Genomic DNA, 26520 nt, shown 5'->3' with positions numbered 1-26520 from the left:
GTTGATAAGGGTTTAAATTGAATTGTTTGTTTGTTTTAATCGTTTTATTCAGTTGGTTTTTTACGCTCTGGCTTAGGCGCTTTTTTTAACTCTTCAAGACTTAAAAAGCCGTCTTTATTGGTGTCTATTTTAGTAAAATCATTTTTTATCGGGCCTTTTAGTTCCTCTTTAGATAATTTTCCGTCTTTGTTTGCGTCCATCTCTTTAATCAATTGCTCTGCTGTTGGTGGTGCTTTGCGTTCTTGATTTTCATTTGGTTGTGCAAAAGCATTGGCTGTTCCTAAAAACAATACTAGACTGCAAACTATTTTCAATATTCTATTTTTCATGATTTAATAATTAAATTGTTTTTGACTATTACAAAGTTGAGTAAATAAACAATGCACTTTTTTAGTTTTCAGTGAATGAGCGGAAATTATCTGTGAATGACGGATCTCCATAGATTGCGTTATAATTAAACACACGCAAACTAACCCATTTTATGAGTAAATCGAATATTGTTTATTTTAAATAAGTATTTACTGCGGTAGTACGTGCTGTAACATGAGCACTTAAAGCATCAATAGCAGTTTGGAAATCGGAAGTACTGTTTAAAAAAGTATAGCCTTTGACCTCTTTTATTGCATAAGGCTTAACAAGCGCTGCATAAGCAGTATACTTAGCTTTCATGGTGGTCTCATTAAAAGCATTATCGATCACACTTTTTACATAGGTATCGTACTTAGCCTTGTAAGTAGCGTCATTATACAAATACCCAATCAATGGCCAAGAAGAAGAACTCAAACCGGAGAAATTTAAAGCATAAGAACCTCCTTGGTTTCCTGTTTGTAAGGCTTCATTGTTATCCCATGGTATCCACGATAATTTTTTTGTATCAGGATTGTTGTATAAAAAATAATTATGCGTCATTCTACCATAGGTATCCCAGTTTTGAATTACCGTATTGACGGCTAAATATTTCAAAAAAGTATCGGTGTCAAAAACAGATTCTAAATTCGTTCTCCAAGCAGCAGCATCAGTTGTTCTGTTACTGGCATGCAAGGCTGTGAATAAATTTTGAATATCAGTATAATCAGCAGCGTCTTCATTTGTTTTCTTTACAAAAACCGATTGTGTAAAACTACCATTAGCGAAACTAGCACCAGTGCCATCAGGCTTGTATAAGTTTCCATCGTTGTTAGAAAACTCATCAATCAAAGTGTCATCTACTTCTTCGACCAAAGTGTACACTCCAAAGTAAGTTGGACCGTTACCATAATCAACATATACCTCGTAAATAGCAGCATGTGAACTTATAACTCCAGAGGCTCTAAAAATATCTGTAGCCACTTTTTCGCGTAACATAGATTTGTCATTGTAGTTGTTTTTTAAGCTTAATTTCTTGAAACCATAAAAACGTTGATTATCAATTTGAGGGTAAGTATCTTCATATTCGTCAAAGTCTAATTTAAAGGACAGTTTTAGATTTCCGCTAGACCAAGTAGATTGCAAGCTTGAATTCCCTTTGAATCGAACACCCACACGATACCATTCTTTTCCTTTGTAAAAAACTTCGGCTGGAACCATTAAAGGATCTTCATCTGATGATACAAGACCAGGGCCACCAGAACTTTTACCAAAAGTACCATAGGTAGCTGTCATGTCTGCAAGCATTTTTTTCCAGCGCGTACTAGTTATCACGATATCCAATCTTTTTACCGAATTATCATCAAATATTTCAACAAAATTAGGATCTGCTTTTTTACTGTGGGTCGCTGTTGTCCAATCCGGAATCTCAAATACGGTATCATCTGCTTCAACCTCTTCTATTTCTTCGACCACATCAACGGTTGAATCTTCCTTTGAACAGGATGTTACAAAAAACAGCTGAAGTGCTAGTACTAGTAAAATGGTTATTTTTTTCATAAATATTATTTTTTTGCAGTTACAATTGATTACAAATTTTGGAAAATTATCAAAGTGTATTTTTTTTATTCAGCGAACTGGCAAAAGAAATCTGTAAACGCCATTAGTCACTCTACAGACTTTTGTTCTACAAGGATTAAAAACGCTTTATTTGGAAATTGATTCATTTTTATTTTATTTATTTGCAGTATGAATAAATTAAATAGAACCGTTTTTCAGCTTTTTCTGTGGGCTGCCGTTTGGATAATTCTTGGAATTAATCAACGAAAAATCATGCACTTTTTTAACGAAAATTGGCTTGCTTATTTATTACAAGCAGTGCTAATTATTGTGCTTGTTTACCAAGTAGCTCCACAATTTCTATTCAAAAAAAAATACATTTCTTTCACCTTAATATCCCTCGGATCCTTACTTATATCGGCTATAATTTCTACAAGTATTATGCAACCCCACATCGGTGGAAGAATGCAACGCCAAGCACCAGGAATGGAAATGCCGCCACCGCCACCAAGCGACGGTAGAGGTGAAATCGAAGGTTTGCGACAAAACAATTTGCCTTCACCTATCATGATCAATTTGCTAATGTTAAGCGTCTCCTATATTTTGGCTATTTTTTTAGAAACGTTTTCTTTTGCTCAAAAAAAAGAAGAAGATCTTATTTTGAGTAAAAGCGAGAATATCGAAAATGAATTGAAGTTTTTGAAGTCACAAATCAATCCTCATTTTTTATTTAACTCTTTGAATAATATTTATTCGCTCTCTATGATTGATTCGAATAAAGCGCAGCAGAGTATCCTGTATCTTTCAGACATGCTGCGATATGTTTTGTACGATTGTGAAAAACCATTGGTATCTATCGAAAGAGAAGTAACGTACATTAAAGATTTTATCCAATTATTTTTATTGAAAAGCAGTAAAAAATATCCAATTGAAACTCAATTTTTTATCGAAAATAATGCAGTACAAATTGCTCCTATGCTCCTTATTCCTTTTGTAGAAAATGCTTTCAAACACAGTAATATTGAAAATATTGAAGAATCGTTTATCAAGATTAACATCCATTCTTCTGACGATGCCATTCTCTTTAGTGTCGAAAACACTTTCAAAAAAGGCCCAAAAGTTCAAGATGCCGTTGGAGGAATTGGCATACAAAATGTAAAAAAACGTTTAAACTTATTATATCCAGACAAACATACATTAGTCATTTCAGAAATTAATAGTACTTTTAAAGTTGAACTAAAAATTAACACGAATGCTTAAATGTATCGTTATTGATGATGAAGAATTGGCTCGGAAATTAATTGAAAGCTATATCGAAAAATTAGATTTTTTGACGTTGGCTGGTTCATTCGAAAATCCTTTGGACGCCATGAATCTTCTTAAAAAAGAAACTATTGATGTTGTTTTTTTAGATATTCAAATGCCACAAATTAAGGGAACTGACTTTGCGAAATTGATTCCACCAACTGCAAATATTATTTTCACAACTGCTTATTCTGATTATGCTTTAGAGGGATTTGAACTAAGCGCTACCGATTACTTACTAAAACCTATTGGGTTTGATCGTTTTTTGAAAGCAGTTCAGAAAATTAAAAAAGAAACAATTCCCGTTCTGGATAGCATTACCGTAAAATCGGGTTATGATTTATTCAAATTAAAATACGCCGACATCACCCATATCGAAAGCGATAGTGAATACGCTGTTTTTCATACTGACAGCAAAAAAGTAATGAGTTTGCAGTCTCTAAAATCATTAGAAAAAACCTTAGACCCAGCAGTTTTTATTAGAGTTCATCGTTCTTATATCATTAACAAAACCAAAGTTACTGGTATGAAAAGTAGAGATTTATTTTTAGGAACCATTGCTATTCCAGTTAGTGATAGTTATTATGAATTGGTAAAAAAAGAGCTATTCGGGTAGGGTTATTACGCAGAGATTTTCCCAAAGCTCTTTTGCTAATCTTCGTGTCTTTTCTGTGCATCTTTGCGAAACAGCCTTCAACAAAAAAGCTGCCCCGAATTAACGAGACAGCTCTTCTACTATAGTGTTTTTAAATATTAGATATTAGCAGCTAACCAATCTCCAACTTCTTTAGTTCCGTATGCTTTTCCACCGTCTGCAAGATCTTCAGTAACGATTCCTGCTTCTAGTGCTTTGTTTACTGCATCTCTCATGGCTTGACCTTCTTCCATCAATCCGAAGTTTTCGAACATCATAGCAGCCGATAAAACAGTAGCCATAGGGTTAGCAATATTTAATCCAGTTGCTTGTGGGTAAGAACCGTGAATAGGCTCAAATAAAGCTATTTTATCTCCCATAGATGCAGACGGCATTAATCCCATAGATCCAGAGATTACCGAAGCTTCATCTGTTAAGATGTCTCCAAATAAGTTCTCCGTAATTAATACATCATAAGAATTTGGCCATTGTACCAAACGCATGGCTACAGCATCAACAAATTCGTAAGAAACAGTCACTTCTGGATAATCTTTTTCCATAGCTTGTACAGTTTCTCTCCATAAACGAGATGTTTCAAGTACGTTTGCTTTGTCTACACAACATAATTTTTTTGAACGAGTCATTGCCAATTCAAAACCTTTTTTAGCTAAACGCTGTACTTCATGTCTTGTGTACACACAGTTGTCAAAAGCAGTTTCTCCACCGTCTCTTCTTCCTTTTTCTCCAAAGTAAATACCTCCTGTTAACTCTCTCAAGAAAACCAAGTCAGTACCTTCGATACGCTCTCTTTTTAAAGGAGATTTATCTAACAAAGAAGGGAATGTAAATGTAGGACGTACATTGGCGAACAAACCTAATTTTTTACGCATTAACAATAATCCTTGCTCTGGACGAACTGGTGCAGATGGATCATTATCGTATTTTGGGTGACCAATAGCTCCAAAAAGAACAGCATCAGCATTTACACATATCTCATGCGTTTCATCAGGATAAGGAACTCCTACTGCATCAATCGCAGCAGCACCAGTCAAAGCTGGTTTCCATGTGATTTCATGTCCAAATTTTTTCGCAATTGCATCAGATACTTTTACTGCTTGATCAATTACTTCTGGTCCGATTCCGTCCCCTGCTAAAAGTGCGATATTATATTTCATCTATTTTATTTTTTAAAGTTTCTAAGATTCTGAGTTTCTAAGTTTCTAAGTTTTTGCAACTTTATAGCTTAGTATATTACGGTTCCAAATCCCTAAATTTCTGAGTTTCTAAGTCTTTTTTAAATCTTAGAAACTTAGTCGCTTAGCAACTTAGTACCTTATTTTTAATTTGCGGCAACATTCAGCATTTTTTGAGTAGCGATAATTGCCGCTACCGTTTGGTCTGAATCCAAACCACGTGTTTTATATTCTTTACCTTCAAATATCCAGGTAATAACTGTTTCACACAAAGCATCCGAACTACTTCCAGGAGGAATCCTCACCGCATAGTCAATTAACTTAGGTAATTCTAATTTTTTGCTTTTGTAAATTTTTGCCAGAGCATTCATAAAAGCATCAAATTGTCCGTCACCTTGAGCATGCTCTTCGATGATTTGACCATCCATTTTCAAACATAAAGTGGTTGAAGGACGCATGCCTTTGGCATGAGACAATAAGTACGATTCGAAAGTGATTTTCTCCTCATACGCATGACTGCCTAAAACATCCGAAATGATATAAGGTAAATCCTCTTTGGTTACCGTTTCTTTTTTATCACCCAACTCAATGATACGTTGCGTCACTAATTTCAAATCTACATCATTTAGCTTTAGCCCTAATTCTTGAAGATTTTTTTCAATGTTGGCTTTGCCCGAAGTTTTACCTAAAGCATATTGTCTTTTACGTCCAAAACGTTCTGGAAGTAAATCATTGAAATATAAGTTTTTCTTATTGTCACCATCGGCGTGAATACCTGCCGTTTGTGTAAATACATTGTCTCCAACAATAGGTTTGTTAGCAGGGATTCTATATCCCGTAAACGCTTCTACCAATTTACTTACCGAGTACAAAGAAGTTTCTTTGACACCAATACTAATCTCAGGCATAAAGTCATTGATAACCGCAACCGTACTAGCAAGAGGTGCGTTTCCGGCACGCTCTCCCATTCCGTTTACTGTTACGTGCAAACCGTGAATTCCTGCTTTTATAGCTTCCATGACATTCGACACACTTAAATCGTAATCGTTATGTGCGTGGAAATCAAAATGAATATTTGGATATTTTTTAGTAATGGTCGAAATAAATTCGAACGTATCCGAAGGAATCAACACCCCTAAAGTATCTGGAAGTAAAATTCTTTTTACGGGTTGCGTACTGATGAAATCCAAATATTGAAACACATATTCTGGCGAATGATGCATTCCGTTACTCCAATCTTCAAGATAGACATTGGTTGCGATTCCGTTCTCATTGGCAAGAGCAATACTTTCGGCAATTTCGCCAAAATGTTGTTCAGGAGTTTTTTTAAGTTGGTGTACCAAATGATTCAAAGAGCCTTTGGTCAACAAATTTTGAACTTTCGCGCCTGACTTTTTCATCCATTCGATAGAAAGACCTTTATCAACAAAAGTCAATACCTCAATTTTATCAGTATATCCTTTCTGTTCAGCCCAAGCCATAATTCCTTTTACACCTTCAAATTCCCCTTCACTAACACGAGCCGAAGCAATTTCGATACGATCAACCTGTAACTCTTCTAATAATAATTGGGCAATGGTTAATTTTTCTGCAGCAGAAAAAGAGACTCCGGAGGTTTGTTCACCATCACGAAGCGTTGTATCCATTATTTCAATTTTTCTTTTCTCCATTATCTATTAGATGCTAATACGATTGTATTTTTCAATGTTAAAATAAATGAAAGTATATAATCGTAAAAGCAGTTACTAAACTCAATTGATCCAATCAAGCTTAGTAACTGCGTATTTATTAATTATTTTTTATTTAGAAAGGAAGCTTCTCTGCAAAAGTCACAATATCTTCTTTGATATTTTGTAGATAATCGATATCATCATAACCATGCAACATATTATTCTTTTTGTATCCGTTGATATCAAAAGATTCTTTATCACCTGAAGCTTTCAAAGTAATCGTTTGCTCTTGCAAGTTGATTTCTAATTCAGTTTTAGGATCCGCTTCGATTGCTGCAAATATTTTAGCTGCAAATTCAGCACTTACTTGTACTGGCAAAACACCAACATTCAAACAGTTTCCTTTGAAGATATCCGCAAAGAAAGAAGAAACTACTGCACGGAATCCGTAGTCGTACACTGCCCAAGCAGCGTGCTCACGAGAAGAACCTGAACCGAAGTTTTTCCCTCCTACCAAGATTTTCCCTGAGTAAGTTGCGTCATTCAATACAAAATCAGCTTTTGGAGTATCATCTCCATTGTATCTCCAGTCACGGAAAAGGTTGTCTCCAAAACCTTCACGTTTCGTAGCTTTCAAGAAACGAGCAGGAATAATTTGGTCTGTATCTACGTTTTCAATAGGTAGTGGCACTGCACTACTGGTAAGGATATTAAATTTATCGTATGCCATTGTTATTTTTGATTTTTGATTAACGATTTTTGAATTCAGATTTGCACTGTGTGGAAATTGAATGTCAAAACCTAAAATCTTATATTTTATAAAAATTAAATGTTTTGTAAAAGAATCATAAACAAATGACGATTGATTTTTAAATCTTAAATCAAAAATCGTTAATCATCATTCTTAAATCTTTTACATCAACTCTCTTGGATCAGTCAATTTCCCAGTAACCGCTGCTGCTGCTGCCATAATTGGAGAAGCTAACAATGTTCTTGAACCTGGACCTTGACGACCTTCAAAGTTTCTGTTTGAGGTACTTACTGCATACTTTCCAGCAGGTACTTTATCATCGTTCATTGCTAAACAAGCGGAACAACCTGGTTGACGTAAAACGAAACCAGCTTCAGTAAGAATATCTAACAATCCTTCTTCTTTGATTTGTGCTTCAACAACGTGAGAACCTGGAACCAACCAAGCCGTAACGTTATCTGCTTTTTTGCGACCTTTTACAATTTCTGTAAACGCTCTAAAGTCTTCGATACGTCCGTTTGTACAACTTCCTAAGAAAACATAATCAATCGGTTTCCCAATCATTACATCATCTTCGCCAAAGCCCATATATGCTAATGACTTTTTGTAAGTTTCAGCTCCACCTTCTACATCTTTAGCAGATGGAATATGTTTAGAAATACCAATTCCCATTCCAGGATTAGTACCATAAGTAATCATTGGCTCGATGTCTGCAGCGTCAAAATTCAATTCAGAATCAAATTTAGCGTCAGCATCTGTTTTTAATGTTTTCCAGTAAGCAACAGCTTTAGTCCAAGCTTCTCCTTTAGGAGCATGCAAACGACCTTCTAAGAAATCGAATGTTTTTTGGTCTGGAGCAATCATACCTCCACGAGCACCCATTTCGATACTTAAGTTACAAACTGTCATACGACCTTCCATAGACATTTCTTCGAATACATTTCCTGCGTATTCTGCAAAATAACCTGTTCCTCCTGAAGTCGATAATTTTGAAATAATATATAAGGCTACATCTTTTGGTCCCACACCTTTACTCAACGTTCCGTTTACGTTGATACGCATTTTCTTTGGTTTAGGTTGCATGATACATTGTGTAGAAAGTACCATCTCTACCTCTGAAGTACCAATACCAAAAGCAATCGCTCCAAAAGCACCGTGAGTAGATGTATGTGAATCTCCACAAACAATAGTTGCACCAGGCAATGTAATTCCGTTTTCAGGACCTACAACGTGTACAATTCCATTTTTCGCATGACCTAATCCCCAGTGTGAAATACCATATTCAGCAGCATTGTCTTCTAATGCTTTTAATTGAGTTGCAGATAAAAAATCTTCAACTGGTAAATGCTGGTTAATTGTTGGTGTATTGTGATCCGCAGTAGCAAAAGTACGCTCTGGATATAAAACTGAAACACCTCTAGATTTTAAACCTAAGAAAGCCACAGGACTAGTTACTTCATGGATGAAATGACGGTCAATAAAAAACACATCTGGTCCATCTTCAATTTTGCGCACAACGTGCGAATCCCATACTTTGTCAAATAATGTAGTACTCATTTTTAATATTTTTTAAGTGTAATTCTATTCACAATACCAGTTAACTAACTGTAATTGTAATAACAAAGGAACAAAATTACTAAAAAGAAACCATGTTGTCAATTGGGTTTATACATTATATACGATACCCAAAATGATTTTGAACCAACATCGAACTTATTTTGGCTAGTTTACAATTTTATTTCGTTTTTTTAATCTTGTTTTTACTGCTGTTAATACTATCTAATTTTAGTGCTTTTATTTTTTTGAAAAAATACAAAATATTAACCTAATCATTGAAAAACCATTAAAAATCGCAACATTTTTAAAAAAATAACTCGAAAAATAAATTATTACACTTTCATTTCCTATAAATTTGACTTGTCTTAAGTTATACAATAGGCTTCAATTCTTTCTCTAAAATGTATCTTTTTATCGAAATTTATACATTGATTTTTTACTAAATTCTACGACATCCAAATCCTAATTATCTTTTGATTTCAAGAATTTACTGTACTATAATGGCTGAATTATTAATTATAAAATTTAACTACAAATTATTAATTTGCATTTAATTTCTTACCTACACATGTCCTTTAATAAACTGCTGAAAAAATATTTTTCTCCTTTTTTTCACTGATTTACATTACCCTAAAAGAAAACACTTTTACACCTAACTAAATAACCCGCAATAAATTACAGATACAAACAGCTATCAAATATAAATTTCTCGATGAAAAACAAGTATTGCAATTCCTAAAATCATCTGTAACCTCATATACCTGCATTTTTTAAACTCTTAGTTTTTCATTAATTTGCTACAAATTTATTCCTATTTATTGTAGTTGGTAACATGCTCCTTTTAATATTCATTTCTTCGATGAATCCTAACGAGAACGGCTTTGCTATTAGGAAATTAATAGACATAGAAATATGATTTTATCTAAATGGTTACAATTTATAAAGCCTAACTTCAAGTTCTATCAGGACGGCTTTTTTGAGTTCCCTTTTTTGGCGAATACGCCAGAATTAATGATAGAGGCAACAATAAAAACACCCGGAAGCAAACATGATCCTAAGGAACAGATTGTTTACAGAAACAATCCATTTATAAAAGGTACTTTCCGTTATCGAAAAATAGAAGACGGTTGTTGGCTAACCATAACTAAGCTTCAATTCAAACAAAACACTTTAATTAAAACCGTTTACGACAAAGATATCCCTAGTGAACATCATACCCTTACTTTCACTTTGTACGAAAGTCAGGTTAAATTACAAAATAAGTTTATCGACAACATGCCTTTCCATAATAAATTTTGGGGGTTCAAAAAACCAGGAACAGAGGTAGGTGCTTATTTTTACAAAGGCTCTAAATGTGAGTTTTATATTTATCACTTTAGTCCCGACTGGATAAAAAGAAATATTCCTTTGGATAAATTAACGCCAGATCTTCCGTTCAAAAAGTTTTTGAATTCAGACAAAGGCTTTATATCCTACCAAGATATTGTTCTAAATGCCGAAGAGTTGTCGCATGAAATTGAAGATACTTTTAAAAATTACAACACTAATATTCTTAGCGAAACTTTATTAAAATCACAGACATTGAGTTTGGTCTCTACTTTTTTTAAGAATGCTTTTGCTGATTTACGAAAGCAAAATTTTGAAGCCAAAGACGGAGTAGATTATAAAAAAATAGCCAATTGTGAACGGTTAATTTCTACAAATTTAGCAGAACCTTTTATAGGTATTGAGGCTGTTGCAAAGAAATTAAATCTATCACCTTCAAAACTTAAAACAGATTTTAAATTGGTTTATGGCACATCAATATTGCGGTACAATATTGATAAAAAAATGCAGTTTGCCATGCAATTACTACTAAATACCGATATGCAAATCAAACATATCGCCCAAGAAGTTGGCTATGAAAGTCCAAGTAAATTTAGTGCTACTTTCAAGAAAAAGTTTGATAAACTCCCCTCAGAAGTACGCCCTGATTATTCATTAAACTAATAGTAGTTTTTGATAAAAACCAATGTTGAAGTTATATATGCAAACGGAAAAGCACTATTTACTAAAATTGTAAATAGTTCGCAAATAGTATTAACACCTGATATTTACTTTATTAAAATCAGTTTTAACGAAGGTATAGTTGCTTAAAATAATAATTTTGGTTAAAGAGACAGTGCCCAATATTATTTTGGGCCAGCTTTTTTAATTTCTATAATATAGAGAAAGTAGTTCATTCCCTCACTCCAACACAAATACCCTTCACTTCATAATTTCTCAAAATTTCCATATTTTCTCTATAGCTATTTTACTCCTTTATAACCTATTAACTCACAACCCAAAATCATGTTTAAATAAACATGCAAAATATTTTTTAAAGTTTCTACCCAATTAGTACCTCTGTCCTTCTTCTCGTCTTTTTGTTAATAACTTACCTTTCCTTTAGCCTAAAAAAACCCTAAATTTGAAATTCATTTTTCGGGAAGCCGTTGAATTATAACCACCTCAATAACAGCTATGTATTTAATATTTGATACGGAAACTACTGGATTACCAAAGCGTTGGGACGCGCCCATAACCGATTCTGCTAACTGGCCGCGTTGTATTCAGATTGCATGGCAGTTGCATGATGAGATGGGAAAACTGGTAGAGCATGAGGATTATTTGGTACAGCCAGAGGGGTTTAACATTCCGTATGATGCCGAGCGTATTCACGGGATTTCGACCGAGTTGGCGCAGCATGACGGTATTCCGTTGGCGGAAGTTTTGGAGAAATTCAATGTCGCTTTGGGGAAAGCCAAATTTATTGTGGGTCAGAATCTAGGTTTTGATGTGAATATTATGGGGGCGGAGTTCCACCGACTTTCGGTTGAAAGTCCGATGGCTTCGATGCCGGTTTTGGATACGTGTACCGAGGTTACTGCCAAATTATTGCAATTGCCTGGTGGTCGTGGTGGAAAATTCAAACTACCAACCTTAACCGAATTACACCAATATTTATTCAACGCTCCCTTTGGCGAAGCACACAACGCAACTGCCGATGTGGAGGCAACGACTCGTTGTTTTTTAGAGTTAATTCGAAAAGAAATTTTCACTAAAGAAGAACTGGATGTTCCTGGTTCGTACTTTGTTGATTTCCAAAATAAAAACCCAAGAGAGATTCAGCTTATTGGGTTAAAGCACATCAACCTTAAGCAAGCGTCGGAGAAAATTCGTCAGCAATTTGGGGACACAACTACTCAAACGGTTTCAAAACAGGAACTAAACGAGAACAAAGCCGTTTTGACCGATGTGCCGTATGCGCATTTACACAACCACACCCAGTTTTCGGTTTTACAATCAACGATTGGTATTGCAGACATTGTGAAGGCTACCGCCAAATTCAAAATGCCTGCGGTTGCCATGACCGATACGGCCAATATGATGGGGGCTTTTCACTTTGTGAGTGCGGTGATGAACCACACCAAAGCAGCCAAAGCCAAAAATGCAGCCTTGATTGAAAACGGCGAAGAACCGACTGAAACCGAAATCAAACCGATTGTAGGTTTGGAGTTCAACATTTGCGAAAACCATTTGGACAAGTCCAAAAAAGACAATGGGTACCAAGTGGTGTTGTTGGCCAAAAATAAAAATGGGTACCATAATTTGGCCAAAATGGCATCAATTGCCAATATCAATGGTTTTTATTATGTGCCTCGTATTGACAAAAAATTGGTCGAGAAATACAAGGAAGATATCATGGTGCTCTCGGGAAACTTGTACGGAGAAATTCCGGGTAAGATTTTGAACTTGGGAGAAAACCAAGCCGAAGAAGCTTTGATTTGGTGGAAAGAGCAGTTTGGAGCTGATTTTTACCTCGAAATCATGCGTCACAACCAAGAGGACGAAAACCGTGTGAACAAAACCTTGATTGCTTTTGCTCGAAAACATGACGTAAAATTAATCGCTTCCAACAACACCTATTACGTAAATAAAGAGGATGCCAACGCACACGATATTTTGTTGTGTGTAAAAGACGGAGAAAAACAAGCTACCCCAATTGGGCGTGGACGCGGATACCGTTATGGCTTACCCAATCAAGAATACTATTATAAGTCGGGTGACGAGATGAAGCAAATTTTTGCCGACTTGCCCGATGCAATTATCAATATTCAGGAAATTATTGACAAGGTCGAAGTGTATTCTTTGTACCGAGATGTATTGTTACCTAAATACGATATTCCGCAAGAATTTGTAAATCCCGAAGATGATTTAGATAATGGGGTACGTGGTGAAAATGCGTATTTGCGTGACTTAACAATGATTGGAGCTCGAAAACGATATGGCGAAATAACCGAATCGATTCAGGAGCGATTGGATTTTGAGTTGTTGACCATTTCGAACTCAGGATACCCTGGTTATTTCTTGATTGTTCAGGATTTTATTGCCAAGGCGCGAGAGATGGACGTATCTGTGGGACCTGGACGTGGTTCGGCAGCGGGTTCTGCCGTTGCGTATTGTTTAGGAATTACGAATATTGACCCGATTAAGTACGATTTGCTTTTTGAGCGTTTCTTGAATCCCGACCGTGTGTCTATGCCCGATATTGATATCGATTTTGATGATGAAGGTCGTGGTCGTGTTATGGATTATGTAATCAATAAATACGGAGCCAATCAGGTGGCACAAATTATCACTTATGGTAAAATGGCGACCAAATCCGCGATTCGTGATACGGCGCGTGTACTGGATTTACCACTATTTGAAGCCGATAGGATTGCGAAGCTGATTCCTGCAATGATGCCTGGGAAATGGAATCTAGCACGTTTCCTTTCTGAACCAGAAGACGAGGTTAGAAAAGCACTAAAAGGTCCTGACGAATTTGACTTGGTCAAGGAATTAATAGCCATTGCCAACGGTGATGATTTGGCTGCCGAAACGATTCAGCAAGCAAAAATTCTAGAAGGTTCGATGCGTAACACGGGAATTCACGCCTGTGGGGTGATTATCACACCATCAGATATTACCAATTACGTTCCGGTTACCACCGCCAAGGATTCCGATTTATATGTAACCCAATTTGACAACTCTGTAGCCGAAAGTGCCGGATTGTTGAAGATGGACTTCTTGGGTCTGAAGACCCTTACTTTGATAAAAGACACCGTTAAACTGGTAAAATATAGAAACGATATTACGCTCGATCCTGACACCTTCCCTATTGATGATGTCAAGACCTACGAGCTGTTTCAGCGTGGAGAAACCGTTGGGATTTTCCAATACGAGTCACCCGGAATGCAGAAATACATGAAGGAATTGAAACCCACCGTTTTTGGGGATTTAATTGCCATGAATGCCTTGTATCGTCCAGGTCCATTAGAATATATTCCTTCTTTTGTTCGAAGAAAAAATGGCGAAGAAGAAATCAAATACGATCTAGATGCCTGCGAAGAATACCTTGGCGAAACCTACGGAATTACCGTGTACCAAGAGCAGGTGATGCTTTTGTCTCAATCTTTGGCTGGATTTACCAAAGGGGAAGCCGACGTTTTGCGTAAAGCAATGGGTAAGAAACAGAAGGAAGTACTAGATAAAATGAAACCTCAATTTGTCAAACAAGCGGCAGAAAAAGGACATGACCCTGTAGTCTTGGAGAAAATCTGGAAAGACTGGGAAGCCTTTGCGAGTTATGCCTTTAACAAATCGCACTCTACTTGCTACGCATGGATTGCCTACCAAACTGCTTACCTAAAAGCACACTACCCTGCCGAATATATGGCGGCGGTATTGTCCAATAACATGAACGACATCAAACAAGTTTCGTTCTTCATGGAAGAATGCAAACGCATGGGATTGCAAGTTTTGGGTCCAGATGTCAATGAATCTTTCTATAAATTTACCGTAAATGATGAATATGCTGTTCGTTTTGGAATGGGAGCCGTCAAAGGAGTGGGTTCTGGCGCTGTAAACACAATCGTAGAACATAGAAAAGACGGTCGATACAAATCGATTTTTGACTTAGCAAAACGTATTGATTTGCGTGCCGCCAACAAAAAAGCATTTGAAAACCTAGTACTCGCTGGAGGTATGGACTGTTTTGGAGACACTCACCGTGCACAATATTTCCACGATGATGGCGACGGAATTACCTTCTACGAAAAAGCCATTCGTTATGGTGCTAAGTTTCAAGAAAATGAAAATTCCTCGCAAGTAAGTTTGTTTGGTGAAGCCTCTGAAGTCCAAATTGCCGAGCCTGTTGTGCCGCCTTGCGAGGATTGGAGCACCATGGAAAAACTCGCCAAAGAGAAAGAAGTTGTCGGGATATACATCTCTGGACATCCATTGGACGATTTCAAGTTCGAAATGAAAAACTTCTGTAATGTCAGACTCGAAGCGCTTAAAAACCTGCACCTGCACGTAAGCAAACCGCTCGCAATCGCCGGAATCGTAAATAACGTGCAACACAAAGTCGCCAAAAACGGAAAAGGTTGGGGAATCTTTAACCTCGAAGGCTATGACGAAAGTTATGAGTTCAAGATTTTTGGTGAAGAATACCTTAAATTCCGTCATTTCTTCTTGCAAAACAACTTCGTTTACATCAAATTGATGGTCAAAGACGGTTGGGTAAACCAAGATACGGGCAAGAAAAGCGACCCCCGAATCGCATTTACAGAGGTAAGACAACTGCAAGATGTACTGGCTGCGTTTGCCAAAAGACTGATCATTATTCTAAACATTACCGATTTACAGACGGATTTCATTCACCATTTGAGCCGTATTTTCCAAGAACACAAAGGCGACCATCAAGTCACTTTTGACATCATGGAACTGGACCGCATCAAGAAAATGGTCGAAGTGGAACCAATTACTATCGAAACCGAAGATGATTTTGTAGAAGACGTAAGCGATGACGCTGAAAGCGAAACAGGAACCATCAAAACACCTGAAATGACCGAAGTGGAAGAGGTTAAGGTTATAACCCGACTAAGCATGCCAAGCCGCAGACTGAAAATCAATATCACCAATGAGCTATTGATCGAACTCGAAAAAATGCAAATCAACTTTAAGTTGAATTAAAAGGTTTAGGAGCAGAAAGATTTGGCTTTTTCAGGAAAGTCTGTCCCTGCTCTCCACTGTATCTCTTGTATTTGCTACCGCAATACAAGAGGATGCCGTTTCGATCAGGGCTATGAAAGGAAATTGGGAATATAAATTATTACAAAACAAATGAATGAACTACTTTATCAAAAATATTTAGACAAAGATTTTTTAATTGAATTTGAAAATTACAATTTACTGATGGAGGATTTTCTTTTAAAAAACTTCATTAAATATCATAGAAGCATTGATAATAATACAGATCTAAAATTATTAAACGATAAAGATCTTTTGAACTTCAGCAAGACCTTTCATCAAGAAGCTACCTTCTATCCTCAAAGTTTCAGAACATCATTTTTCATACAAATGTTTTCAGTTCTTGAATACGAACTTAAAATAATCTGCACTACGCATTCTAAAATTAATCAAAAAGAATTTTCAATTGAAAATTTAAAAGGGAACAGTGAGATAGAAAAAGCAAAATTTTACTTAAAAAAAGCAGTAAATCTAAATTTAAATGAAATTGAACCTGAATGGAATTACCTTGACACAATGCGAAAAATCAGAAATAGAATTGTTCATGGAGATGGAGAAATTAACCAAAAACATAGAGATTGGGATAGAATATATAATTTCATAAATTTGAATAAAAATCTTTTAGGATTCAGAAATTCTGCAGAATATTTAGAAAAAAAAGAATTTGAACTATTATATGATTATAATTCCTTTTTCAAATTAGACATTCAAAATCATGACTTTAACCAACAAATGATTTTAAATTTAAAACAATTTTTTAATAAATTAATTTTAAGTTTATTAAATAATGAGCATGCCTAAATCTATACTTCGAATAACACATAAAGAATCACGACACTAATAAATATTGTTTATTTTGAAAACAACAAAACAAGTAATAGATGACCTCTATAACAAATGAACAAATTATGATTGTACAGAACAAAAACGATGAACCATTAACTGTGACTGAATATAAAAAAACTATCCTAAAACGAATTGAAGACGTTAAAAGTGGAACAGCTAAGACTTTTACTTCTGAGCAAGTTTTAAATCGAATCTTAAAAAAATGATACTCCAAATGTAAATTTACGCAATAAGTAATTTGTGGAAATTAGCGGAATTTGTGGTTAGCTTTTTTTTAACAAAGACTTTAAAACATTACAAACCCCACACATATCCCATATATTTTCCTTAAATTTAGTTTTGAAACCCAATCAAAACTACTGCGCCATGAAACCAGACTTATTTCAAGCCCCAGATTATTATTTATTAGATGATTTATTGACCGAAGAGCACAAATTAGTTAGAGAATCGGCAAGAGCTTGGGTTAAGAAAGCGGTTTCACCCATCATCGAAGATTACGCTCAACGAGCCGAATTCCCCAAAGAACTCATTCCTGGTTTGGGTGAAGTTGGCGGTTTTGGTCCTTATATACCAACCGAATATGGTGGCGCAGGATTGGACCAGATTTCCTATGGCTTAATCATGCAGGAACTAGAGCGAGGGGATTCTGGGATTCGCTCTACCGCTTCGGTACAATCATCATTGGTGATGTACCCTATTTGGAAATATGGAAATGAAGAACAACGAAAAAAGTACTTACCTAAACTCGCTACAGGTGAATTCATGGGCTGCTTTGGCTTGACGGAACCCAATTACGGTTCGGATCCAGGGAGTATGATTACCAACTTTAAAGACAAAGGGGATTATGTAGTTTTGAACGGTGCCAAAATGTGGATTTCCAATGCACCCTTTGCAGATATCGCCATCGTTTGGGCAAAAGATGAATCGGGCCGCATACATGGACTTATTGTAGAGAGAGGCATGAAAGGCTTTACTACTCCCGAAACCCACAACAAATGGTCCTTACGTGCTTCGGCTACAGGCGAGTTAATCTTTGACAATGTCAAAGTTCCTAAAGTCAATATTTTACCCAACAAATCTGGACTTGGCGCACCTTTGGGTTGTTTGGATTCTGCCCGTTACGGGATTGCTTGGGGGGCGATTGGAGCAGCAATGGATTGTTACGACACCGCTTTACGCTACGCCAAAGAGCGCATCCAGTTTGACAAACCGATTGCAGGAATGCAATTGCAACAGAAAAAACTTGCCGAAATGATTACCGAAATCACCAAAGCCCAATTGCTAACTTGGCGATTAGGCGTTTTACGCAACGAAGGCAAAGCGACTACAGCTCAAATCTCGATGGCGAAGCGAAATAATGTAGACATGGCTATCGAAATTGCTCGTGAAGCTAGACAAATTCTAGGCGGAATGGGAATTACTGGCGAATACTCCATCATGCGCCACATGATGAACCTAGAGTCAGTGATTACTTATGAAGGGACACACGACATTCACTTATTAATTACTGGAATGGATATTACTGGGATTTCTGCGTTTAAATGATATTTTATCTAAATCCTCTAATACAATTCAAAACCCTAACGTATCACCATAATTCATTATACATTAGACTCTTAAAAACCATACCCAAATTAATTTCGTATATTAAGACATAGCGCTTCACATTAAACAGCTATTAAAGAATTAATAAAATTAACCTAAACCGTAAATAAAACTTGAAGCTTAATTATATTTACACTAAAACTATCCCAAATGAACATTCAACATATCAATAACAGTATCCAGAATCAAAAGAATATACTGTTACAGCACCCACTTTACAACAGAGTAAAAACCATAGAAGATTTACATGCTTTTCTAGAAGGCCACGTCTATGCAGTTTGGGATTTTATGTCTTTATTGAAAGCACTACAATCTAAGTTGACGTGTACCACTACACCTTGGTTTCCGACTACCAATCCTCAAACCAGGTATTTGATTAACGAAATTGTACTTGCCGAAGAAACCGATTTAACAATTGACGGTCGTCGTCAAAGTCATTACGAAATGTATATTGAAGCGATGCAAGATTGTGGTGCTAACACAAGCGAAATCGAACATTTTTTAAATGAAATCAATTCGCTTAAAAATATTTTTGTAGCGATTAAAACCAGTCATTTACATCCTGGAATCAAAGCATTTTTGGATTTTACTTTCACGGTTATCGAACATGGAAAACCGCATGAAATTGCCGCTGCATTTACCTTTGGTAGAGAAGATTTGATTCCGAGTATGTTTACGTCCATCATCAAGAGATTTCAAGAAAATTTAACTGAAACTGATTTGTCAAAATTGGTATACTATTTTGAAAGACATATCGAATTGGACGCTGATGAGCATGGTCCAATGGCCATGGAGATGATCACAGAACTTTGTAAAAATGACCCAATTAAATGGAAAGAAGTAGAAGAAGTTTCAATTCTAGCTTTAGAAAAACGCATTGGCCTATGGAATGCTATTGAAGAGCAAATCTCGCAAAAAGTAACTATGGCATAAAACCATAAAGTATATTTCACCGTAACTATGAATAGGTAGCAATTTAAATTCAACCTATATGAAAACAATAATAATCATGATAGTTACGGTATTAACAACTTTTTTTCTTAGCAATTGTAGCGTTGAAAATCCCGCTGCCAAAAGCACCATTTCAACTACTCCTCAAAACGATATAAACCTCCATTATCTAGCCTTGGGCGATTCCTATACTATTGGTCAAAGCGTTTGTTCGACTTGTAAATTCCCCGAACAACTTAAATATCAACTAGCAAACCATCCTCAAAACCAAAATTACAGCCTTGATGTTATTGCTAGAACAGGCTGGACAACCAGCAACTTAATAAATGCAATTAAAGACCAAAGCCCCAGCACAGATTACGATTTAGTTAGTCTGCTCATCGGTGTTAACAATCAATTTCAAGGTATTGATTTTAGTATTTACGAAAAAGAATTTCCTGAATTAATAGCTAAAAGCATTTCATTAGCTAAAGGAAACAAAAAAAGAGTAATCGTACTTTCTATTCCTGATTATGCTTATACTCCTTTTGGTCAAAATTACAGGAACCCTGAAAATACATCCATAGAAATTGATCGCTACAACACCTTTGCTAAAAAATACTGTGAAGACAATGCCATTACCTTTGTCAACATCACGGACATTACTAGAAATGGGCTGGAAGATCCATCATTAGTTGCAAATGACGGCTTACATCCCTCAGTTACTGCTTATAAATTATTTGTAGAACGACTATTCCCTCATGCAATTATGGCTTTTAAAGTTGAGTAATCGTTTCAAAATCACCTTTACAATAAAGAATTATAAAAATTAAAAATGCTTTTATAAAATCCAGCAAAATTTAACTTTTGTTCCATTTCCAAAATTGTATCTTTAAAATATAAAAACTCAGTCTATGAAAAATAAAATAATATTGATATTATTCGCATTAATCACCATGCCTCAATTGTCATTTTCTCAGTTAAAGTCTGTTATTTACAACGATGACTCTCAAAAGTTAGCCGGTTTTTTTGGCAAAGCCAAAGGAAAAATCACCAATAATGCAGGAGTTTTAATTTTGCCTGCATGGATGGGAATTGACGATCACTCTATAGAGTCTGCAACAGCTTTGAATGCGCTTGGCTATCATACATTTGTAGCAGATATTTATGGCGCAGGAAATAAACCAAACAGTCCTCAAGAAGCAGGGAAAATTGCTGGATCGTACAAGAAAAATATTCGAAATTATCATAGAAGAATACAATTGGCATTAGACCAATTGATAGAAAATGGAGCAAATCCAGAGAAAATCATTGTGATTGGGTATTGTTTTGGAGGTACCGGCGCTATTGAAGCAGCTCGTATAAACATGAAAATTAAAGGAGTAGTATCTTTTCACGGTGGTTTAAGCAGAGATGCTAGTCGAACTATTGAACCAATTACTGCCAAAGTTTTGGTACTACATGGCGCCGACGATCCATACGAATCAGAACAAGAGATTAAAGATTTTCAAAACGAAATGCGCACTGCTAAAGCAGATTGGCAAATGAATTATTATTCGAATGCCGTACATGCTTACACACATAAAGATGCTGGAAGCGATAATAGCAAAGGAGTTGCTTACAACAAAAAGGCTTCTGAGCGCTCTTGGAAAGCGATGCTAAGTTTCTTTCAAGAGATTTTGCAATAGATTATTGACCACTCATTACACAGTTTAGCTAAGATTTAAATCTGTGCCTATGAAATAAAACAGCAACTGTTTCAATTAAGATAAATTCTCTAATTTTCGATACAATTCGCTCTGGCATATCACTCCAACTGACGGAAATAAATCTTCAAAAGTAGTAACAAAAAAGCCTCCACTTTGTGCAAGTGGAGGCTTTCAAATATCATATAAGAAACGACTAACTCTCAGGAGCCAGTTCTAATTCTAATCCTTCTAATTCTAGTGTGATTGGAATTTGACACCCCAAACGGCTATTTGATTTTACGTAAAAAGCTTCAGAAAGCATTGCTTCTTCATCCTCTCCCATTTCTGGTAAAGTAACATCATTAGTTACATAACATTGACATGAAGCACACATGGCCATTCCGCCACAAGTTCCTTCTACAGGTAATTCATAAGCTTTACACAATTCCATGATGTTCATGGCCATATCAGTAGGAGCTTGTAATTCATGAACAATTCCTTCTCTGTCTTTAATTTTAATTAATACATCCATTTTTTAGGGGATTGGGTTTTGTGCGAGGGATAGAAGCTAATTCTTACTAATAAAACGATTTTTTGATTTATTTCAGATTTTTGATTAACGATTTGGCAGACCACTATAATCGACCCACTTAGATTCGCTAAAACAAGATCAAAAATCAGAAATCGTTAGTCTTAAATCGAAAATTTCTCAGCCCTCATTATGATTATGCTATATTGACAACGGTTTCGATTTGTGGTGCAAATTTCTTAATGGTGGTTTCGACACCTGCCTTCAAGGTCATTTGGTTCACGCTACAGCTAGTGCATGCGCCTTCTAGCCGAACTTTTACGTGCTTGTCATCCTCGATAGAAACAAGTGAAATATCTCCACCATCTGAGTTCAAAAAAGGACGAATTTCTTCTAGTGCAAGCAACACATTACTGGTTAATTCTTCTGTTGTCATAATTTTTTATTTTAAAAACTGAATCGTATCAACTCAATTTTAGCTTATTTTTTTACTGCTGAACAACCTGCCATAGTAGTGATTTTAATGGCTTCGGAAGCAGGTAAATTTTCATTTCTTTTGATGGTTTCTTCAACTACTTTTCGGGTAATATCTTCAAAAACAGTTTCTATTATCGAACCAGTTTGCATTGCTGCTGGGCGACCGTAATCACCAGCTTCACGAATAGATTGTACGATTGGCACTTCTCCTAAGAAAGGTACCTCTAAATCTTGCGCTAAATTTTTTGCTCCTTCTTGACCAAAGATGTAATATTTATTATTAGGCAATTCTTCTGGTGTGAAATACGCCATGTTTTCTATAATTCCGAGTACTGGAACATTGATTGCCTCTGACATAAACATAGAAACCCCTTTTTTTGCATCGGCCAAAGCTACTGCTTGTGGCGTACTCACGACAACCGCACCTGTTACGGGTAATGATTGCATGATTGAAAGGTGAATATCTCCTGTTCCCGGAGGTAAATCGATTAACATAAAGTCTAATTCTCCCCAGTCTGCGTCAAAAATCATTTGGTTTAATGCTTTTGAAGCCATTGGTCCTCTCCAGATTACTGCTTGGCTAGGTGCTGTGAAAAAACCGATAGATAGTATCTTTACTTCATAACTTTCTACTGGTTTCATTTTCGATTTTCCGTCTACTAGAACCGAAATTGGTTTTTCATTTTCAACATCAAACATTATAGGCATTGATGGCCCGTAGATATCAGCATCTAAAATCCCTACTGAGAATCCCATTTTCGCTAAGGTAACGGCTAAATTTGCCGTCACAGTTGATTTACCAACTCCTCCTTTTCCAGAGGCAACAGCGATAATATTTTTGATTCCAGGAATTGATTTTCCTTTTACCTCAGCCTTCTCAGCAACTTGTACTTTACTATTAATTTTGATTTTGGCATCAGCCGAAACTTTTTCTAAGATGGTTTTCTTAATGTCATCTTCTGCACGTTTCTTAATGTGCATGGCTGGTGTGTTTAAAACTAACTCCACTACTACTTCATCTCCAAAAGTTAGGACATTTGCAATAGCACCACTTTCTACCATGTTTTTTCCTTCGCCAGCTATAGTTATGGTTTCTAAAGCTTTTAGAATTTCTTTTCTATCTAATTTCATCACTTACTCTATTTCTATTTTTGCTTTCGGTTCAAAAAACACTATGTTTATTTAAACTGATTTAAGTCCCGATGTTTCGGGAGCAAAGATAAGTGATTAAGTTCTTATTATAAAGTATTTAAATTGGATTTATTGTTACGGAAATATAAGGTTTTTTGAATACGAATTGCACGGATTTATTCGAACCAAAAGTATCTTTATTGAATACTAATTTTACAAATTTGCACTAATTCATTTGAGTAGAATAAAAAACCGAGACTATTTACTATAGACTGACTACTGTTAACTGACTTCTGGTTGCCAAAAGTGTTTTTCGAAATCTATTATTTGATTGTCAACGACTTTGATTCCTTCGTTTTCTAAGAGTTGCTGCATGAGATTGGTTCCGTCAAAATGGAATTTCCCTGTGAGAAGTCCTTTTCTATTTACAACTCTATGCGCAGGAACATCATCTTTATTATGCGATGCATTCATAGCCCAACCTACCATTCTCGCAGAGCGTGCTGTTCCCAACGCTTTGGCAATGGCACCATAAGAAGTTACCCGACCAAAAGGAATTTGGCGAGCAACAGCATAAACGCGTTCAAAGAAATTATCAGGGGATTCACTCATAATAATATTAATATTTACTAACTAAAACAACAATCTAAAACTGTTTGATTTGCTTATTATATTCTTGCGGGACCATGCCAACGATTTCTTTAAAGCTAGTAAAAAAAGGATTATAAGATGAAAAGCCAACTTCTTTAGCCAATGAATCTAAAGTATTTGATTTTAAATAATCCTTCTCAATCAAACGTACGGAATCATAAATTCTAACCATTTTTTTAAAATCTATAAAACTAATTTTAGAATGGTATTTAAAAACATAGGTTATATGACTTTTGGGCACACCAAGCTTAGAAGAAAAATCACCTAAAGAAATGGAAGAATCTCGAAACCAATTTTGATTAAAGGCTATAGCTTCCATATCACGAATATATAAAGACAACTGTTCCTCTACCTTCTGTTTCAACTTTGAATCTTGAATGTTATCAATTTTAATTTCATTAGAAACAATCCAAAATTCTCCGAAAACAAATTCAGCAGTTCTTTTTTCATTTAATTTATCGTTAAGCAAATGGTAGCCAAACAAAATTTCTGGAGTTAACAAAACCTTGAAAAACAAGATACAAGAAAATATAGCTGTGACCCATAAATAATTACTCCCATAAGATTGAATCCCTAAAAATAAATCAACATAAAGGCAAACCAATAATCGAACTACAGACAGAATACATATTATAAAAATAAGAAATGTCCAATTCTTTAGAAGTACATATTGTTTTTCAAAAACACTAATCTTAGTTTCGGTAATCCAAATTCCATTTTTTAATTCATTATAACTGCAATAAATATAATACAATGCAATTGCTGAAAAAATGATGTTATAGACATAATTTAAATAAACAGCTGGTTCATGTACAAAGACATTTGACAACCCTAAGAAAACAGGCAAAATAAAATGTTTAATTTCCACAAATTCAAATCTCTTTTGATTGATAATTAATTTATGAAAATACAAATATACGCACGGGAATATTACAACCAGAAAAGGCGAGTAATCTGAAACTTTATTTTTTAAAATAGAAGCCGGATTTAATTCATTAAAACCTGAAATCAAAAAACGTGCTGAAAGCAGGAAAAACAATATTAGTAAATACACGTTAAGAAACTTGTTAGATTTATATTGAGTAGAAATAATTACTAAGGTAACAAACCCTAATAATCCAGTCATGAAATACAAAATAATCATAAGCATAATCAATAATTTTCTTATTAAATATAGAAAAAAGTTAAAATTAATCTGTTTATAGCCAAGCAAAAAACCAATCCTACATACAACACATATAATCGATAAAATACACTATTTATAAATTTTAACAAGTAATACGTTATTTTAAATAAAATGAAATGTTAATATTAATTTACTAAAACCTTAAAAACACTTATTAAAAACATAAAAACGTCCTTCAAAAAATATTACACCAAAAAAGCTAAGACAACATTAAATATTATTGCATGAAACTAAATGTTATGCGATATCTTATTTTACTTTTTTACTCTAGTTTTTATGGTCAACAACTGCATCACCAGATGCTATCATCACAAGGAAGCACTACAACTCTATCCAACGGAATGATAGTTAAACAGACCATAGGCCAACAAACAGTTTCAGGAACTTCAAAAAAGGAGTACGTAGTATTACAAGGGTTCCAACAGGGGTATTGGTCAAAACTAATTTCATCATCAATTAATAAAAACAACATAATAGTTAGAACATATCCCAATCCATTTGTGGATTTAGTTCATCTACAACTATCAAAAAAAATTGATGAGGAAGTGACCGTCAGTATTTTTGACACTAGTGGTCATTTGATTTTCCAAGTAAAGAAAAAACCGATTGACATGATTGTTACTCTAAATTTGGATTTTTTACCCGGATCAGTTTTTCTAGTACGACTAGACAATTCACAACTTAATTATTTCACTAAAATTCTAAAAGCTCAATGATAAAAAAACTACTCCCATTCATTTTCTTATTAGCACTTCAATCGATAGTGGCACAAGAAATTTACTTAAACACTGGTGAAAATTACACCAATTATCATTACAAAGATTCTTTTGGAAATCCCAACCCAATCATGAGCAAGGATAACAAAAGTCATTTTGAAGATGGAAAATATTATGAGATAGGATACATCCATCATTTCAAAACAAGCAACTTATCCTATATTGTGGGCTTGACTCTAAATGAATTTAATGCTAAATATTTCCTCCCAACTACCACGGAGGTCTATTCATGGAAAACTAAATATATCGGAATCCAAAACCTAGCTTCATTTAGTGTTTTCAAACACCAGAATAAATTTAACACCAGTATTAAGGCGGGATTATGTCTTTCCACTTTATTATCTGGGGAACAAAATGCAAATGGAACTTATTTTGATCTTTCCGATCAGAAAGATTTTTCAGGAATCCTCCTTCAATCTACTGTTGGCTTAAGTGCTAATTATAAAATATCCCAATCAGCATCATTAACGCTGGGATACAACTTATCAACAGTTGTTAGGACATCAAACACTTCAAAAGAAAGTTTATACTTTACAAATAGTCAGTTACAATTTGGCATTCAATTCCCATTATCCTCAAATCAAAATTAAT

Annotated in this window: 23 protein-coding genes; 12 read left to right on the top strand and 11 right to left on the bottom strand. The window is 35.2% G+C overall.

What is annotated here, in order from left to right; genetic code table 11:
* Nucleotides 1-44: 44 nt before the first annotated feature.
* Together ABZP37_RS05620 and ABZP37_RS05615 are read right to left on the bottom strand one after the other, a co-directional pair.
* Complete coding sequence (locus ABZP37_RS05620; RefSeq protein ID WP_366186346.1) at nt 45-329, bottom strand: EF-hand domain-containing protein; 285 nt, start codon at nt 327-329, stop codon at nt 45-47.
* A gap of 172 nt (nt 330-501) precedes the next feature.
* Entirely contained in the window at nt 502-1905 is a 1404-nt protein-coding gene (locus tag ABZP37_RS05615; RefSeq protein WP_366186345.1) for a CotH kinase family protein, read from the bottom strand.
* A 189-nt stretch (nt 1906-2094) separates the two neighbouring features.
* Between ABZP37_RS05615 and ABZP37_RS05610 the strand changes: the two genes are divergently transcribed.
* Together ABZP37_RS05610 and ABZP37_RS05605 are read left to right on the top strand one after the other, a co-directional pair.
* The gene (locus ABZP37_RS05610; RefSeq protein WP_366186344.1) at nt 2095-3165 is read left to right on the top strand and encodes a sensor histidine kinase; all 1071 of its coding nucleotides are present in this window, start codon (nt 2095-2097) and stop codon (nt 3163-3165) included.
* Nucleotides 3158-3826 (top strand): LytTR family DNA-binding domain-containing protein, encoded by a 669-nt coding sequence (locus ABZP37_RS05605; protein ID WP_366186342.1) that lies wholly within the window; start codon nt 3158-3160, stop codon nt 3824-3826. Before ABZP37_RS05610 ends, ABZP37_RS05605 begins: the two co-directional genes overlap by 8 nt.
* 137 nt (nt 3827-3963) lie before the next feature.
* On the opposite strand, the gene leuB is transcribed toward ABZP37_RS05605, so the two are convergent.
* The 4 genes from leuB to leuC all read right to left on the bottom strand — a co-directional run bounded on the left by leuB (nt 3964) and on the right by leuC (nt 9015).
* Nucleotides 3964-5019, bottom strand: a complete 1056-nt coding sequence (gene leuB / locus ABZP37_RS05600; RefSeq protein ID WP_366186340.1) for a 3-isopropylmalate dehydrogenase — start codon at nt 5017-5019, stop codon at nt 3964-3966.
* A 164-nt stretch (nt 5020-5183) separates the two neighbouring features.
* Nucleotides 5184-6707 carry an alpha-isopropylmalate synthase regulatory domain-containing protein gene (locus ABZP37_RS05595; protein WP_366186338.1) on the bottom strand — a complete coding sequence of 508 codons (1524 nt, stop codon included), beginning with the start codon at nt 6705-6707 and terminating at the stop codon, nt 5184-5186.
* Between the two features lie 133 nt (nt 6708-6840).
* Nucleotides 6841-7437, bottom strand: coding sequence for a 3-isopropylmalate dehydratase small subunit (leuD, locus tag ABZP37_RS05590; RefSeq protein WP_366186337.1), 597 nt, complete (start codon nt 7435-7437; stop codon nt 6841-6843).
* A gap of 183 nt (nt 7438-7620) precedes the next feature.
* Nucleotides 7621-9015 carry a 3-isopropylmalate dehydratase large subunit gene (gene leuC / locus ABZP37_RS05585; protein WP_366186335.1) on the bottom strand — a complete coding sequence of 465 codons (1395 nt, stop codon included), beginning with the start codon at nt 9013-9015 and terminating at the stop codon, nt 7621-7623.
* Nucleotides 9016-9927: 912 nt separating this feature from the next.
* On the opposite strand from leuC, the gene ABZP37_RS05580 reads away from it, so the two are divergent.
* The 8 genes from ABZP37_RS05580 (at nt 9928) to ABZP37_RS05545 (ending at nt 21179) form a co-directional block, all read left to right on the top strand.
* A complete protein-coding gene (locus tag ABZP37_RS05580) occupies nt 9928-11004 on the top strand; it encodes an AraC family transcriptional regulator (protein ID WP_366186334.1) in 1077 nt (358 codons plus the stop codon).
* A 513-nt stretch (nt 11005-11517) separates the two neighbouring features.
* Entirely contained in the window at nt 11518-16053 is a 4536-nt protein-coding gene (dnaE, locus tag ABZP37_RS05575; protein ID WP_366186332.1) for a DNA polymerase III subunit alpha, read from the top strand.
* A gap of 150 nt (nt 16054-16203) precedes the next feature.
* Nucleotides 16204-16911, top strand: coding sequence for a hypothetical protein (locus tag ABZP37_RS05570; protein WP_366186330.1), 708 nt, complete (start codon nt 16204-16206; stop codon nt 16909-16911).
* A gap of 80 nt (nt 16912-16991) precedes the next feature.
* Complete coding sequence (locus tag ABZP37_RS05565; RefSeq protein WP_366186328.1) at nt 16992-17162, top strand: hypothetical protein; 171 nt, start codon at nt 16992-16994, stop codon at nt 17160-17162.
* A gap of 160 nt (nt 17163-17322) precedes the next feature.
* A complete protein-coding gene (locus ABZP37_RS05560) occupies nt 17323-18501 on the top strand; it encodes an acyl-CoA dehydrogenase family protein (RefSeq protein WP_366186326.1) in 1179 nt (392 codons plus the stop codon).
* Between the two features lie 210 nt (nt 18502-18711).
* Nucleotides 18712-19494 carry a DUF3050 domain-containing protein gene (locus tag ABZP37_RS05555; RefSeq protein ID WP_366186324.1) on the top strand — a complete coding sequence of 261 codons (783 nt, stop codon included), beginning with the start codon at nt 18712-18714 and terminating at the stop codon, nt 19492-19494.
* Between the two features lie 58 nt (nt 19495-19552).
* Nucleotides 19553-20281, top strand: a complete 729-nt coding sequence (locus tag ABZP37_RS05550) for an SGNH/GDSL hydrolase family protein (RefSeq protein ID WP_366186323.1) — start codon at nt 19553-19555, stop codon at nt 20279-20281.
* Between the two features lie 124 nt (nt 20282-20405).
* Nucleotides 20406-21179 (top strand): dienelactone hydrolase family protein, encoded by a 774-nt coding sequence (locus ABZP37_RS05545; RefSeq protein ID WP_366186321.1) that lies wholly within the window; start codon nt 20406-20408, stop codon nt 21177-21179.
* A gap of 214 nt (nt 21180-21393) precedes the next feature.
* Here the strand turns inward: ABZP37_RS05545 and ABZP37_RS05540 are convergent, their stop codons facing one another.
* From ABZP37_RS05540 to ABZP37_RS05520, 5 genes are all read right to left on the bottom strand, one after another.
* Nucleotides 21394-21711: a ferredoxin gene (locus tag ABZP37_RS05540; RefSeq protein ID WP_366186319.1), complete on the bottom strand. Its 318-nt coding sequence runs from the start codon at nt 21709-21711 to the stop codon at nt 21394-21396.
* A gap of 193 nt (nt 21712-21904) precedes the next feature.
* Nucleotides 21905-22144 carry a NifU family protein gene (locus ABZP37_RS05535; protein ID WP_366186318.1) on the bottom strand — a complete coding sequence of 80 codons (240 nt, stop codon included), beginning with the start codon at nt 22142-22144 and terminating at the stop codon, nt 21905-21907.
* A gap of 44 nt (nt 22145-22188) precedes the next feature.
* Nucleotides 22189-23316, bottom strand: coding sequence for an Mrp/NBP35 family ATP-binding protein (locus ABZP37_RS05530; RefSeq protein WP_366186317.1), 1128 nt, complete (start codon nt 23314-23316; stop codon nt 22189-22191).
* 282 nt (nt 23317-23598) lie between these two features.
* On the bottom strand, nt 23599-23928 hold the full coding sequence (locus tag ABZP37_RS05525; RefSeq protein ID WP_366186315.1) for an MGMT family protein: 330 nt from the start codon (nt 23926-23928) through the stop codon (nt 23599-23601).
* A 34-nt stretch (nt 23929-23962) separates the two neighbouring features.
* A complete protein-coding gene (locus ABZP37_RS05520; protein ID WP_366186313.1) occupies nt 23963-25093 on the bottom strand; it encodes a helix-turn-helix domain-containing protein in 1131 nt (376 codons plus the stop codon).
* A 284-nt stretch (nt 25094-25377) separates the two neighbouring features.
* Here ABZP37_RS05520 and ABZP37_RS05515 point away from each other — a divergent pair, with 284 nt between their 5' ends.
* The gene (locus tag ABZP37_RS05515) at nt 25378-25869 is read left to right on the top strand and encodes a T9SS type A sorting domain-containing protein (RefSeq protein ID WP_366186311.1); all 492 of its coding nucleotides are present in this window, start codon (nt 25378-25380) and stop codon (nt 25867-25869) included.
* Nucleotides 25866-26519 carry a hypothetical protein gene (locus ABZP37_RS05510; RefSeq protein WP_366186309.1) on the top strand — a complete coding sequence of 218 codons (654 nt, stop codon included), beginning with the start codon at nt 25866-25868 and terminating at the stop codon, nt 26517-26519. Before ABZP37_RS05515 ends, ABZP37_RS05510 begins: the two co-directional genes overlap by 4 nt.
* Nucleotide 26520: the final 1 nt, after the last annotated feature.

Origin of the sequence: Flavobacterium ovatum (assembly GCF_040703125.1) — a bacterium.
Classification (GTDB): Bacteria; Bacteroidota; Bacteroidia; order Flavobacteriales; family Flavobacteriaceae; genus Flavobacterium; species Flavobacterium ovatum.
Note: the sequence above shows the minus strand (reverse complement) of the source record. Positions and strands in the feature narration are given on the sequence as shown.